This is a genomic window from Winogradskyella costae (genome assembly GCF_013403865.1).
Taxonomy (GTDB): Bacteria; Bacteroidota; Bacteroidia; order Flavobacteriales; family Flavobacteriaceae; genus Winogradskyella; species Winogradskyella costae.
Window position 1 is genome coordinate 961,807 of record NZ_JABFDK010000001.1, and the last position, 15,436, is coordinate 977,242.

The window sequence follows — 15,436 nt, forward strand, 5'->3', positions numbered from 1 at the left end:
ATGGCTTTAAAATATTTAAAAACTTAACCTTTACTTAAAGATCAAACTTAATCCCTTGTGCTAGTGGCAATTCATCAGAGTAATTAACGGTGTTGGTTTGTCTTCTCATGTAGACCTTCCAAGCATCAGAACCAGACTCACGTCCACCTCCTGTTTCTTTTTCACCACCAAAAGCACCACCAATTTCAGCACCAGACGTTCCGATGTTGACGTTAGCGATTCCACAGTCAGAACCAGCATAAGATAAAAACTTCTCTGCTTCTTTCATTTCGTTAGTCATAATGGCTGATGATAAGCCTTGAGCCACACCATTTTGCTTTTCAATAGCATTTTCAACCTCACCCGAATATTTCATTAAGTATAAGATTGGGGCAAATGTTTCGTGTTGAACGATTTCAAAATGATTTTCAGCTTCAATAATGGCTGGTTTTACGTAGCAACCACTTTCGTAACCTTCACCTTCTAAAACACCACCTTCAACTAAAACGTTTCCACCTTCAGCTTTTGCTTTTTCAATAGCCGCTAAATAGGTGTTTACAGAATCTTTATCAATTAACGGTCCAACGTGATTGTTTTCATCCAAAGGGTTACCAATCTTAATTTGTCCGTAAGCACCAACAATGGCATCACGTACTTTATCGTAAACTGATTCGTGAATAATTAAACGACGTGTAGAAGTACAACGTTGTCCACAAGTACCCACAGCACCAAATACAGCACCAGGAACGACTACTTTTAAATCGGCTGTAGGTGTGATAATAATGGCATTGTTGCCACCTAATTCTAATAAGGACTTCCCAAAACGTTCTGCCACTGTTTTACCAACTATACGTCCCATTCTTGTAGACCCTGTAGCAGACACTAAAGGAATTCTAGAATCGGTAGTCATCATTTCACCGACTTTGTAGTCTCCATTAATGATACAAGAAATACCTTCTGGTAGGTTGTTATCTTTTAAAATACCTGCGATAATATTCTGACACGCTATTGAACACAACAATGATTTTTCAGAGGCTTTCCACACACAAACATCACCACAAATCCAAGCTAAAGCGGTATTCCAAGCCCACACGGCTACCGGAAAGTTAAATGCTGAAATAATACCAACCACACCAATAGGGTGCCATTGTTCTCTCATCACGTGACCAGGACGTTCCGAAGGAATCGTTTGCCCATTTAATTGACGTGATAAACCCACAGCGAAATCACAGATATCAATCATTTCTTGAACCTCACCGTAACCTTCTTGCAAGGATTTACCCATTTCGTAAGAGACTAATTTCCCTAACGGTTCTTTTAAGTCTCTTAATTTATTTCCAAACTGACGTACAATTTCTCCACGTTGTGGAGCTGGTACATCTCTCCACGTTTTAAATGCGCTTGTCGCGGCATCCATTACTTTGTCGTAATCTGCTCTAGTTGTTGTTTTTACTTTCCCTATTAACTTCCCGTCTACCGGTGAATAGGATTCAATAACATCTCCACTAGAAAAGCTATTAGACCCTGTAGAAGAGCCATTATTTATATCGTTAACGCCTAATTGTTCTAAGGCTTCTTTTATTCCGAAATCGGTAGCTACTGCTTCCATATTTGCTAATTTTTTATGAATTATTAAATTTTGATGCGAAGTTACTAATAAATACTTAGTTAGGCGAAGTGTGACATCTCTAAATTGAATAACATTAAAGCCTCTAAATTAGTCGAATGACAAATTCACACTCTCTACAAAAACAATTTTAATTTTATTAACTCATTTACATATAAATCTTAACTTTAAGAATAATTTAACAACAAGCCAAAGTCTAAACCTTAAAAAATTTCCGTACTTATTTAACAAGAAAGCACCTACCTTTGCTTGTTAATCGAAACTTTTATTTAAATCCATCAACATCATGAACATCAAAAAGCACCTCCTCCTACTCTTAATTCTCGCATTTGTCGTTTCATGTAAAAAAACACCTGTAGAAACCGATAATATTTTTAAGTATCGCGATTACATTAGCTATACAACTTCAGGTTTAGTTTCTGTTGCTGACCCTATAAAAATCAGCCTTTCAGATACGGTTAACGGATGGGAAATCGATAAAACCCTACCAGCAGAACTTGTTAAAATAACACCTCACGTTCAAGGCCAATTAAAAGCCATGAACAATCATACCTTACTTTTCACACCAGATGAACACCTAGAACCTGCTACAGAATACACTGTAAATGTAAAGCTCGGAGAAATTTACAAAAACATCCCAACAGATTTTGAAGATTACACCTTTCAATTTAAAACCATCACTCCAAGTTTTAATATCACCACCCAAAACCTACAATCCTATAGTAAAGAATGGCAATATATGTTTGCGCAATTGCGTTCAGCGGATGTTATTTCACTTGCTGAAGCTAAAAACTTAGTGTCTGCTTCTCAGAATTCAAAATCATTAAAATTGGTGTGGAATGACGCTAACGAAACTTCAAAATTCTTCGAGTTTAAAATAGATAGTATTAATCGTTTGGTTGAAGACAGTAAAATTGATGTGAAATGGGATGGTTCAGCTATAAACGCAGATAATAAAGGTGAAAACTTTATTACTATTCCTGGAAAAAATAACTTTACCATTGTAAATTTTGAAGTCATTCAAAGTCCAGAACAATTCTTATCTCTAAACTTTTCAGATCCATTGGTAAAACAGCAAAATTTCGCTGGCTTAGTCTCGCTTCAAGGCGTTAAAAACCCAAAATATATTGTCGATGGCAATGTATTGCGTGTGTATCCTGATTCTAAGTTGGTGGGCGATATTCAGGTTGATATCTTCCAAGGCATCAAAACAACTGATGGTTTCAAATTGAAAAAACCATTTTCAGAACTGGTTACCTTTGAAGAATTAAAACCTGAAGTAAGACTCATCAGTAACGGCAGTATTCTTCCAAATTCAAATGAATTAAAATTCAATTTTGAAGCCGTTAACCTGAGTAAAGTCGATGTGAGAATCATTAAAATATTCGAAAATAACGTTCTTCAATTTTTACAAGATTACGACCTTAATAGTGGTGACCAATATGCCATTAAAAAAGTAGGACGACGCATCGCTAAAGAAACCATAACCTTAATACAAGACGAGCACCAAAATACCGGAAAATGGAAAGCCTACAGCATCGATTTATCTAAATATTTAAAAGCAGATCCTGGAGCCATTTATAGAGTAGAATTGAGTTTTAAAAAGGAATATTCGCTTTACGATTGTACCTCAAATGCAGAAACAACAAGCATTGATGACGATGACTACTATGATGATTATTATGAAGAGGATTACTACGCTTCTGAGGAAAGTACTGAGGAAGAAGAGGACTTACGAGAAGAACGTTATTGGGACAATTTAACCTATAGCTACAGAAACACCAATTACCGTTGGAGAGATAGAGACAATCCTTGTACCGAATCTTATTTTAACTACGGCAATCGCGTGGTGTCTCAGAATTTAATCAGTTCAAATCTTGGTATAATTGCGAAGCAAGGTGCTGATAACACGTACCTATTTGCGGTGACCAATATTTTAACGACCAGTCCAGAAAGTGCTACAAAAATCACCTTATACAATTACCAACAACAAGAATTAGCCGATGGCATTACCAATAAAGAAGGCATGCTAAAAATCGACGCTAAACACAGAGCTGCTTTTGCCATTGCAACTAAAGGGAGCAACGTGAGCTATATTAAATTACACGATGGCATGTCTTTATCATTGAGTAAATTCGATGTGTCTGGTAACCGATTACAACGTGGTCTAAAAGGGTACATTTACGCAGAACGTGGAGTTTGGCGACCTGGAGACAGTTTGTTTTTAACCTTTATGTTGAATGACGTTGCGAATAAACTACCAAAACGTCATCCTGTAAAATTAGAAATCACAGATCCTGTTGGAAAATTGGTGTACAGAAAAATATCGATAGACAACCTTAATAATTTCTATGATTTTACAGTACCAACATCAACAGATTACAAAACTGGAAACTATAATGCAAAGGTTTCTGTTGGTGGTGCTACATTTTCAAAAGGCTTAAAAATTGAAACCGTAAAACCAAACCGATTAAAAATTAAAATCGATTTTGAAAACGACATTTTAACCAACGACAAACCGCTTCAAGGAGATTTAAATGTGACATGGTTACACGGCGCACCAGCGAAGAGTTTAAAAGCTGAAATAAAAGCAAAATTCACATCAACGTATACCAGCTTTAAAGGCTATAAAAATTACGTTTTTAACGATCCTACACGTACATTTAATTCTGAAGAAACCAATGTGTTTGAAGGTAATTTAGATGTAGAAGGTAATGCGACCATCAATTCAAAACTGAATATTGGTAAAAATGCGCCGGGCATGTTAACGGCTCAATTCCTAGTAAGAGCTTTTGAAAATGGCGGTGATTTTTCATTAGATGCCTTTACCATGCCTTATGCTCCGTATGAGAGTTTTGTTGGGTTACAATCACCAAAAGGCAATAACTACGGTTCCTATTTTACAGATGAAAATCACACCTTTGATATAGCAACCGTAACGGCTGAAGGGAAACCTATTAAAAGAGAGAAATTAGAAGTAAAAGTTTATAAAGTTGAATGGCGTTGGTGGTGGAATTCCTCTTATGATAACCTATCGAGTTACGTATCGAGCAATTACCACAGACCAGTACAGTCCTTTTTAGTCAATACAGATGCTAACGGTAAAGCGAATTTCAAATTGAAGATTCCAGAAGATGAACGCGGACGTTACTTAATTAGAGTTGTAGATCCAGTAAGTGGACATGCTACAGGAAGAACGGCTTACTTCTATAAAAACTGGTGGTCTTCAAATCCTTCAAGTGATAAAGAAGCGGCAAAAATGTTAGTGTTTTCAACTGACAAAGAAAATTATAATGTTGGAGAAATTGCCAAATTAACCTTCCCATCAGGTTCAGAAGGCAGAGCTTTAGTAAGTATAGAAAATGGTTCGGAAGTATTGCAACAGCAATGGGTAAAAACGAAGCCAGGTGAAACGACTATCGATATTCCTGTAACTTCCGAAATGGCACCAAACGTCTTTATTAATATTTCATTATTGCAACCGCATGCTATAACGTCTAACGATTTACCAATTCGTTTGTATGGCGTCATTCCGATGATGGTAGAGGATCCAGCCACTAAATTAGAACCTCAAATTAAGATGCCAGATGTTATTAGACCTGAGCAATCTTACGAGATAAAAGTATCTGAAAAGCATAACAAATCTATGACCTACACCATTGCCGTTGTAGAAGAAGGCTTGTTAGATTTAACACGTTTTAAAACACCAAATGCTTGGGAGAGTTTTTATGCACGTGAAGCATTAGGCGTGAAAACCTGGGATATTTTTGATGATGTTATTGGTGCTTATTCCGGTAGTGTTGACCAAGTATTCGCGATTGGTGGTGATGGCAGTGCTGCTGCTGGAAAAAACAAAAAAGCCAACCGTTTTAAACCTGTTGTGACGTATTTGGGCCCTTTCCTGTTAGATAAAGGTCAAACGAAAACACATCAACTTAAAATGCCAAATTATATTGGTGCCGTAAGAGCTATGGTTGTGGCAGGAAACAACGCCACAGAAGCTTATGGAAGCGTTGATAAATCTGTTCAGGTGAAACAACCTTTAATGGTTTTAGCCACCTTACCACGAAAATTGAGTCCTGGTGAAAAAGTAACATTACCTGTAACCGTTTTTGCTATGGAAGACAAAGTTAGAAACGTGAATTTATCCTTAAAATTAAGCGATGGTATTACTGTAAAAGGAAACGCGACACAATCCCTTTCATTCGATAAGCCAGATGAAAAAATGGTCTATTTTGAGTTGGATGTTACCAAAGCAAAAGGCATCAATACCGTTGAAGTTATTGCTTCAGGACACGGCGAAAAATCAACCTATAAAGTTGAAATTGATGTGGAGAATCCGAATCCGTTTACATCGCGTGTTATGGATTATGAATTAGAAGCCAACGCCACTAAAAACATCGACGTGACGACCTTTGGAGTTGCAGGTACAAATTCCGCAACGGTAGAATTTTCAACATTACCACCAATGGATTTCACAGGGAGATTGCAATATTTAGTTCGTTATCCTCATGGGTGTTTAGAACAAACCACCTCTGGAGTATTTCCGCAATTATTCTTGGCTGATATCTTTGACCTAACGGCTCAAAAGAAAAAAGAAGTACAGAGTAATATTGAAAGCGGCATTAAACGTTTAGGGAATTTCCAAAAAGCCAATGGAGGTATGAGTTATTGGATGGGAGAAAGCACAGCCAATGATTGGAGCACAAGTTATGCTGGCCACTTTATGATTGAAGCGGAGAAGAAAGGCTTTGTTTTGCCATTAACGTTTAAAAGCAATTGGATTGCTTACCAACAACAAGCTGCTCGAAATTGGAGACCGAGTTATAAAATCTATCATTCAGATTTAGCACAAGCGTATCGTTTATATACCTTGGCTTTAGCTGGAAGTCCTGATTTAGCAAGCATGAATAGATTGCGTGAGTTTGAAGAAATCTCAAACGAAGCCAAATGGCGATTAGCAGCAGCCTATGCTTTAGCCGGACAAAAAGAAGCGAGTGATGCCATTTCAAAAACGGCTAATATTAATTTTCAGCCACCAAAATCTAACTATTACACTTATGGGTCAGTGGATAGAAATAGAGCCATGGCTTTAGAAACCATGATTATCACTGGCAATCTAAAAGCTAAAGACTTAGCAAAATCTATTGCTAAAGATTTATCGAGTGACAGCTGGATGAGTACGCAAACCACAGCCTACAGTTTATTAGCTATGGGGAAAATGGTGATTAAAAATGGAGGAAAAGATTTAAAACTTTCCTACAGTATAAATGGCAAATCAGAAACTATAGATACTAAAAATGCCATTGCGCAACGCAGTATTCCTATTACTGATGGCAGCAATCAAATTTCGATTAACAACGCTAAAGATAATTTGGTTTATGTACGCATTTTAAACTCTGGTAAATTGAAATTAGGCGAAGAATTAGCGGAACAACGTGGCTTTAGTATTTCAACGATTTATAAAGATTTACAAGGCAACAGAATTGATGTTAAAACACTACAACAAGGACAAGATTTTGTAGCGACAGTAAGCATTTCAAATTTAACAAATGATTATGTACACGATGTAGCGTTAACGCAAATTTTCCCTTCAGGTTGGGATATTGTAAACACTAGATTTACAGATTTTGGAGATACAACTGTCAGTCAAGCGCGATATACAGACATCAGAGATGATCGCGTGAATTTCTATTTTGATATGAACGCCAAGGGTAAATATGGCACTAAAACCTTTACCGTTTTATTAAACGCTTCCTATTTAGGCACCTATTATCTACCAGGCTCACAAGCTGAAGCCATGTATGATAACGACTATTTGGTGAGAAATAAAGGGGAATGGGTAACTGTTGAGAAATAATACCAAGACCTGCAAGGTTTCAAACAACCGTGTAAGTCTTAATTAACCTAAATAATAATACCTACAAGGTCGAAAAAAGACCTTGCAGGATAAGTCAACACAACTCTCGTCAGTTCGAGTGATTCTGACTTTTTCGTCAGAATTGTATCGAGAACCATACAAATTAAAATGTTTCTCGATACAAATTTCAAGCTCAAAAAAGCTTAAAATTCACTCGAAATGACAACAGTATAAAAGACAAAAAACTAGCTACTGAAACTAGTCCTGAGTAAACTAAAACTTGTCGGTCGACAGACAAGAATCCTAAAATACTATTTAGGCTTTGAATTTATTTGAAGTATAAAATGTAAATTTTTTGTAATAAACGAGGCATCAAAATCAAGCATAGCCATAGCTATGGTTTATTTTTATAACAAAGTGAAGTGCAAAAAAGAACATTTTTACCGAATAAACACAAGGTGTAAATGGTATCAAAAAACCGCTAATAATGTTTAACCCAAAAACAAAAAATTATGAACAATTTAAAACAGATTTTAGCGATTGTAATGTTATTAAGTGTAACAGCAGTAACAGCTCAACAAACGGCATATGTTGCCGCAGAAAGTGGATTATCTCTTAGAGACCAACCCGACATTAGTGCAAAACTATTGAGTAAATTATCCTATGGTGAAGCCATTGGAGTTATAGAGAACACAAATAAAGAACTCGTTGTAGTAGATGGTGGTAAAAAAGTCAGTGGCGAATGGGTAAAAGTTGAAACCCGAAACCATATTGGCTATGTGTTTAATGGCTATTTATCGTCAACAAAAATTTCTAAAACCATTAGATTGGATTTAGATAAATTGAATGTTGAAATTAAGAATTTAGCTACTAGCGACTATAAAAGAACGCACAATTTAAAACAACAAGATTCTATTACAATTAATGTGGATCTCGGAGCTTCACCTGAAAGAAAACAAATTGTTTTAGTTGATAATGATTATAAGCACGTGAGCATCTTTCAACGCTACGAAAATAGCATTTCATTTATGAGTGCAGATGCGCAATGCGACTCAAAGGATTGGAAACATTTTGATTCGGAATGGAAACCATTAAAACAAAATAGATCTAATACGTTTGAAACTTTAGCCTATACAGAAAACGATTGGAAGCACTTTATTGATACGTCGATTGAAGATTTAAAAACAGAGGTTATAGACCAATGTGGATCAGATTGGTTAGACTACTTTAAAACCATTAAGAATCGAAAAGATCAACCTGTTGGAGTTGCCACAAATCGTGTGTTTTTAAAGTTTATACTCACCGATTTTGAAGATAATATCACAGAAAAAATAATTGAATTTGATATACCGAAAGGGTGTTAATTTGAAAAATTCATCCTGGTAAGTTTTAAAACCTGCCAGGATTGTATTTTAACGTTTTAAACCAAAGTGTCCAACAAATTCTTCTCCATCTAAAACAATTCGGTACCAATAATCTGAATTCGGTAAATCTTCATTATTAAATGTACCATCCCAAAATACGTTTCTATTAATGGATGAGAATAATAACTTACCGTATCGGTCAAAAATATAAACTTCTGACGTTCTAAAATGCGGAACGACATTTAAAGCAAAGAAATCATTCTGACCATCACCATTTGGTGTTATAAATTTTTGTATAAAAAAGTGAAAATAATCCATTACTATGATAACATCACAATCAAAAGCTTTCACATAAATGGTATAAGAACCAGCATCCATATTAGAAAATATAGAACTAAATTGAAATGAAATACCATCTAATGAATATTCAAAATCTCCAGAATTAGACATATTTACAATTATTGAGCTGCCATCAGACGCAATACTTTCTATATTTGGAGTTGGTATTTGTTCTACATAAATCGTTTTTTCAATTGTAAAGCACCCATCTGTAATTAAAACTTCATAAGTCCCAGCAACGTCAACGGTTTTGAATTCAGTAACCTCACCTGAACTCCATTGATAGGTTGGATTAACGATATCAGAATCTGCTTGCATTACAACCTCATTTCCATCACAGAAACTCAAGAATTCTTCAATAAATTCTATTGGTTGAGCTCCAACTATATCCCAACTACATGTGGTGGTATTAAATATTGTAGTTTCCCAACATTCTAAAGTGGGTTGAGCAGGTTGCGCACCCGAAACATCCCATGAACACGTCATATCATTAAAAGTTGCTGTTTCCCAACATTCTAAATCTGGTTGTACTGGTTGTATTCCAGAAATATCCCAAGTACATGTTATAGTATTGAATATTGTAGTTTCCCAACACTCTAAAGTAGGTTGAACAGGTTGCGTACCTGAAACGTCCCATGAACACGTAATATCATTGAAAGTTGCTATTTCCCAACATTCTAAAGTGGGTTGTGCTGGTTGTATTCCTGAAATATCCCAAGTACATGTTATAGTATTAAATATTGTAGTTTCCCAACATTCTAAAGTAGGTTGAACAGGTTGCGCACCCGAAACATCCCATGAACACGTAACATCATTGAAAGTTGCTGTTTCCCAACATTCTAAAGAGGGTTCTGCTGGTTGTGTCCCTGAAACATCCCAAACACATGTTGTAGGATTAAAGGTTGCTGTTTCCCAACATTCAATATTTGGTTGTACTGGTTGCGCACCTAAAATATCCCATGTACACGTTATATCATTAAAAGTTGCTATTTCCCAACATTCTAAAGTGGGCTGAATAGGCTGCGTTCCATTTATTTCCCAAGTACAGGTATTTGTATTAAAAAATGTAGATTCCCAACACTCCAAACCTACGGGTTCAACAGGCTGTGTTCCTACAACCGTCCAACTACACGACGAATCATCAAATGTTGCCGTTTCCCAGCATGCCATTATTGGGGGTGGTGGGGCTTGATTTATTACAATTTCATAAACGTCAGAAAACGTTAAGCAGTCAGAATTATTCAAATTTGCAGCATATTCTGCAACTTTAGCTCGGTAATAAGTTGTTGTCGTAATTCCTGAGACATCTATAGAAGCATTTATTTCACCTGCAAGATCAGTCCAGTTCACTCCATCATTACTCACTTGCCATTGATAAAAATGAGTACTAAAAACAGTATTATCAGGAATAGCCGTAATGGTATCTGAAAAAGGAGCCTGAGTACTACACATCTCAATAGAGTTTCCGGTGCCATTATCTTCTGTTGCAATTAAGTCCCCACAACTTTTAAAGATAATATCGTCTATGGCCAAATCATTACCACAACCACCGGCCCCGTTATTAATAATTTTTAAGATAACAGAAGTTTGACCAGGTAGCGTTTGAAACACTAAACCATATTGTTCCCAATTCGGAGTAGCGGATCCATAAATATCCCCAGTATTACCATTCGCTAAAAGGCTGGTATTTGTATCATCCCAAATCTGAAATTCAACATTAACAGGTATCCCGTTTCCACCGCAACCCGAGCTCGGTAAGATATTTATCAACCAAGAAGAAAATTCATACGTTGTGTTTTCGCACAAACCGCTAACTGCTATGTTATAAAATTCACCTGTTGTAAAACTTGCATTGACAATGAGCGCCTTTCCATTAACGTCTCCTGTGTGATCACTAGGTAAATTCCACCCATAAGAAAATGTGTTTTGAGAAATAGTATACTCACCATCTTGTGGTCCTGCAGTATTAACAAATGTATACGTCGTAGTGCCTGCGGATAAGCCAGGTCCATAATCTGTTCCCGAACCAAAGGTTTCAGAAAAGATAGGATCTCCAGAGTTCCCTTGACAGAATCCTAATTGCCCATGCATTTCTTTTGAAAATAATAAAGAAATACTAATAAATACAAGTAACTTTAAGTCTAATAATGAATTTCTCACGTTTAAATATATAGATATCTTTGTCTAATAATCTTAAATTTTAAGCAGAAATTTGGCAAATCAGCTTTTGTATAGTCTATGTATAGGTTAATTAATTTTTTAAAGCGAAATAGAATCAAATCTGTAGTGGTGACATTGCTTTTAATTGCTTATTATTTTTGTTTACCCCACCAATTATTTAAAGATCCTACGGCAACGGTAATCACAAGTCAATCTAATAAATTATTAGGAGCATTAATTGCAGATGATGGGCAATGGAGGTTTCCTGCCAATGATAGTGTACCTGAAAAATTTAAAATTTGCATTCTTCAATTTGAAGATGAGTATTTTTATAAACACCCAGGATTCAATCCTATTTCAATTTTCAAAGCTTTAAAAGGGAATTTAAGTTCAGGAACGGTAAAACGAGGAGGCAGCACATTGACTCAGCAAGTGATACGATTATCAAGAAAAGGACAATCTCGGACCTATTTTGAAAAACTGAAAGAACTGATCTTAGCCACACGATTAGAATTTAGATCATCTAAAGATGAAATTTTAAACCTCTATGCAAGTCACGCACCATTTGGAGGAAATGTTGTTGGAATCGATGCGGCTTCTTGGCGTTACTTTAATAGAAATGCCTCTAATTTATCTTGGGCCGAAAGTGCAACTTTAGCAGTTTTACCTAATGCCCCAAGTTTAATTTACCCTGGAAAAAATCAAAAACTACTATTAAATAAACGAAATCGACTATTAAAAAAACTATATGAAAATGGCACTATCGATCAATTGACTTATAACTTATCTATCGCTGAAGGCTTGCCACAAAAACCCTATCCGCTGCCTCAAATTGCACCTCATTTACTTCAAAAGATAGCTAAGACACAAAAAGGAGAACGTGTAAAAACGACGGTTAAAATAGCACTTCAAGAGCAAACGAATAACATAGTAAAGCAGCATTACGATCTCTTAAAGCAAAATGAAATTCATAATCTTTCCGTTTTAGTTTTAGACGTAAAAACAAGAGAAGTGGTAACTTATGTTGGCAATTCCCCAACAGATAAAATGCATCAAAACAGTGTAGATATTATTGACAAACCTAGAAGTACAGGTAGTATTTTAAAACCATTTTTATATGCTGCCATGCTCGATGCCGGAGATCTATTACCAAATACTTTGGTGGCAGATATACCTACACAATTTGGAAGTTACCAACCCGAAAATTATAATCAGACATACGCCGGCGCCGTAAAAGCTAATGAAGCACTATCACAATCGCTCAATGTTCCTATGGTAAGAATGCTTCAAGAGTTTGGATTAGATCGCTTTTACCACTATCTCAAATCTCTTCAGCTCAAAGATTTAAAATATAATGCCAATCATTACGGGTTATCTTTAATATTAGGAGGTGCAGAAAGTAATCTTTGGGATATGTGTAAAAGTTATGCTGGTATGGCATCGACCTTGAATCACTTTAATGCTAATTCTAGTCAGTATTTTACAAATGAATTTTGCCAACCTACTTATAATTTTAATCAAACTGTTGACTTTGGAAAGCTAACCCCCGAAAAAGCAGTTTTTGATGCCGCTTCCATTTTTTTAACATTTGAAAGTATGAAACAGGTCAATCGACCAGAAAGCGATGAAAGTTGGAACTACTATGATTCTTCACAAGAAATTGCTTGGAAAACAGGAACAAGTTTTGGTTTTAGGGATGCTTGGGCCATTGGTACAACAAAAGATTATGTTGTAGGTGTTTGGGTTGGGAATGCCGATGGGGAAGGACGACCAGGTTTAGTTGGTGTACAAACGGCTGCACCTATTATGTTTGATGTGTTTGATTTACTACCTAAAACTGATTGGTTTGCAAAACCTTACGACGAAATGCTTGAGGTGAATATTTGCAAAAAAAGTGGCTATCGCGCTTCCTCTATTTGCGATGACACCGAAATGCGTTATATACAAAGTAGTGGAAAGAAAACAGAACCATGCCCTTTTCATAAATTAGTACACTTGGATTCATCTGAACATTATCAGGTCAACTCATCTTGTGAAGCCATTTCAAATATTACTAACACGTCTTGGTTTGTATTACCCCCTCTTCAATCCTATTATTTCAAATCGAAGAATCCATTTTACAAGCCTTTACCACCTTACAGAGCAGATTGTGCTGAATCAGGAGGAATTTCTATGGAATTCATTTACCCTAATCAACAAAGTACAATTTATTTACCAAAAGATTTTGATGGCAACATTAATGAGCTAATATTAAAAGTCGCACATTCTAAACCCGAGCTAGAACTATACTGGTATATTGATAATGAATATATTGGAAGCACTACAGATATTCATGATATAGCTGTTACACCAAACTATGGCGAACATATCATTACTGTTACAGATGAATTAGGAAATGAACTAAAACATAAAATTACAATTTCGGAGTAATTACTTTCACCCTTAAATCCCTATTTTTGCATAAATTAATCAACTTATCATTATGGAAACTGTTCAATTTATACATTCAAAATGGGCCTATTTAGTACTTTTAGTATTAGTCCTTGCTACATTTAACGCATTAATTAAATTTTTTGGGGACAAAGAATTTGATGCAAAAGATTTTAGAATTTCATTATTTGCGTTGATTACAATGCACATTCAATTACTGATAGGTATCATATTGTATATCACGAAGGATTATTTTTCAGTGATTGAACAAGTTGGTGGTATGGGAGAAGTGATGAAAAATTCAGAATTAAGAAAACTAATTATAGAGCATCCTTTCGCCATGATTATTGCTATTGCCTTAGTTACAATAGGATATTCTAAACACAAAAAAAAATTGACCTCTAAGCCAAAATTTAAGCTACTGGCTATTTTTTATACTTTAGCTTTAGCTTGTGTTTTATATATGATTCCATGGAACCTTTGGTTCTAAATTTTAAATCATAGCACATAAAAAAAGCGTCTAATATTATTAGACGCTTTTTTTAGTTTCAAAATTTTGTTTATAATTCTTTAACTAAGTATACATATACAGGAAAGTGATCACTATAACCTCCTGAAAGACCTGCATCAATCATTCTTAAAGGATAGTCTTTATAGCGTCCTTCTTTATTAGTTAAATACGACTTATTAAAAATTCCTGCTTTATAAAATCTAAAAGACGTATAATCCTTTTCTAAAAAAGGTTGTGTAAATAAAATCATATCAAATAAACTCCATGAATCTCTATAACCAGTTGTTCCTAATCCTTTTTTCTTATATAGGTTTTCATAAGGATTATAAACACCTTTTAACTTCACCTTATCTTTGTCTGATTCGGTTTTTATTTCCTTTTTCATACTATCATTAATAGGATTATCATTAAAATCTCCCATAGTCATGATTTTAGCATAAGGATCAATAGATTGTAGAGAATCAATTATACGTTTGTTTAATTTTCCTGCTGCAACACGTTTAAATCTACTTCTTGCCTCTCCTCCACTTCGAGACGGCCAGTGATTAACAATAACATGAATTAAATCACCATCTAATTCTCCAGTAACCAATAATTGATCTCTTGTATAAACACGTTTTCTTGAAGAATCATCGTAAATAAGTAATTCATGAGAACTTGTTTCAATAGGTTTAAAAAGTGCTTTTTGATATAATAGTGCAACGTCAATTCCTCTTTTATCAGGAGAATCAAAATGAATAATACCATAATCTTTACTCAATAATTGAGGATCATTAACCAAATCTACAAGCACTTGTCTGTTTTCAACTTCAGACACTCCAATTATTGCAGGTGAGTTTTTAGTATCTTCATAACCAATATCAGCAACTACTTTTGCCATATTTTTTACTTTTCTCTCATAGGCCTCAGCTCTTAGACCCTGATTTAATTCCATAATAGGACTAGCTTCATCATATTTAGTCGTATCATTTATAGTATCAAATAAATTTTCTAAATTATAAAATGCTACAGTGTGAATTTTATACTTTTTCTTCTCTTGTGCATTTATACTTATAAATACCATAATAAATAATACCAATAAGTTGTGTTTTAAATTTTTCATTTACCTCATGTTATGTTAACATTAATTACTTTACAAATCTTGAGCCAAAAGTAGATATTTATTA

Annotated in this window: 7 protein-coding genes; 4 read left to right on the forward strand and 3 right to left on the reverse strand. The window is 35.1% G+C overall.

What is annotated here, in order from left to right; all coding sequences use genetic code 11:
* Positions 1-34 precede the first annotated feature (34 nt).
* Entirely contained in the window at positions 35-1,588 is a 1,554-nt protein-coding gene (amaB, locus tag HM986_RS04110; RefSeq protein ID WP_179333795.1) for an L-piperidine-6-carboxylate dehydrogenase, read from the reverse strand.
* A 304-nt stretch (positions 1,589-1,892) separates the two neighbouring features.
* On the opposite strand from amaB, the gene HM986_RS04115 reads away from it, so the two are divergent.
* Both HM986_RS04115 and HM986_RS04120 read left to right on the forward strand, forming a co-directional pair.
* Positions 1,893-7,466, forward strand: a complete 5,574-nt coding sequence (locus tag HM986_RS04115; protein ID WP_179333796.1) for an alpha-2-macroglobulin family protein — start codon at positions 1,893-1,895, stop codon at positions 7,464-7,466.
* A 512-nt stretch (positions 7,467-7,978) separates the two neighbouring features.
* Positions 7,979-8,830 (forward strand): SH3 domain-containing protein, encoded by an 852-nt coding sequence (locus HM986_RS04120; protein ID WP_179333797.1) that lies wholly within the window; start codon positions 7,979-7,981, stop codon positions 8,828-8,830.
* A 48-nt stretch (positions 8,831-8,878) separates the two neighbouring features.
* Here HM986_RS04120 and HM986_RS17835 read toward each other — a convergent pair whose 3' ends face one another.
* Positions 8,879-11,329 (reverse strand): T9SS type B sorting domain-containing protein, encoded by a 2,451-nt coding sequence (locus HM986_RS17835; RefSeq protein WP_179333798.1) that lies wholly within the window; start codon positions 11,327-11,329, stop codon positions 8,879-8,881.
* Between the two features lie 78 nt (positions 11,330-11,407).
* On the opposite strand from HM986_RS17835, the gene pbpC reads away from it, so the two are divergent.
* Together pbpC and HM986_RS04135 are read left to right on the forward strand one after the other, a co-directional pair.
* The gene (gene pbpC / locus HM986_RS04130) at positions 11,408-13,759 is read left to right on the forward strand and encodes a penicillin-binding protein 1C (RefSeq protein WP_179333799.1); all 2,352 of its coding nucleotides are present in this window, start codon (positions 11,408-11,410) and stop codon (positions 13,757-13,759) included.
* A 49-nt stretch (positions 13,760-13,808) separates the two neighbouring features.
* Entirely contained in the window at positions 13,809-14,249 is a 441-nt protein-coding gene (locus HM986_RS04135) for a hypothetical protein (protein WP_179334390.1), read from the forward strand.
* A gap of 70 nt (positions 14,250-14,319) precedes the next feature.
* Here the strand turns inward: HM986_RS04135 and HM986_RS04140 are convergent, their stop codons facing one another.
* A complete protein-coding gene (locus HM986_RS04140; RefSeq protein WP_179333800.1) occupies positions 14,320-15,372 on the reverse strand; it encodes an endonuclease/exonuclease/phosphatase family protein in 1,053 nt (350 codons plus the stop codon).
* Positions 15,373-15,436 lie beyond the last annotated feature (64 nt).

What these genes read in the sequence shown, in the direction of transcription:
- pbpC (WP_179333799.1), top strand. Translation starts at nt 11,408, where the DNA reads ATGTATAGGTTAATTAATTTTTTAAAGCGAAATAGAATCAAATCTGTA.
- HM986_RS04120 (WP_179333797.1), top strand. Translation starts at nt 7,979, where the DNA reads ATGAACAATTTAAAACAGATTTTAGCGATTGTAATGTTATTAAGTGTA.
- HM986_RS04140 (WP_179333800.1), bottom strand. Translation starts at nt 15,372, where the DNA reads ATGAAAAATTTAAAACACAACTTATTGGTATTATTTATTATGGTATTT.
- HM986_RS04115 (WP_179333796.1), top strand. Translation starts at nt 1,893, where the DNA reads ATGAACATCAAAAAGCACCTCCTCCTACTCTTAATTCTCGCATTTGTC.
- amaB (WP_179333795.1), bottom strand. Translation starts at nt 1,588, where the DNA reads ATGGAAGCAGTAGCTACCGATTTCGGAATAAAAGAAGCCTTAGAACAA.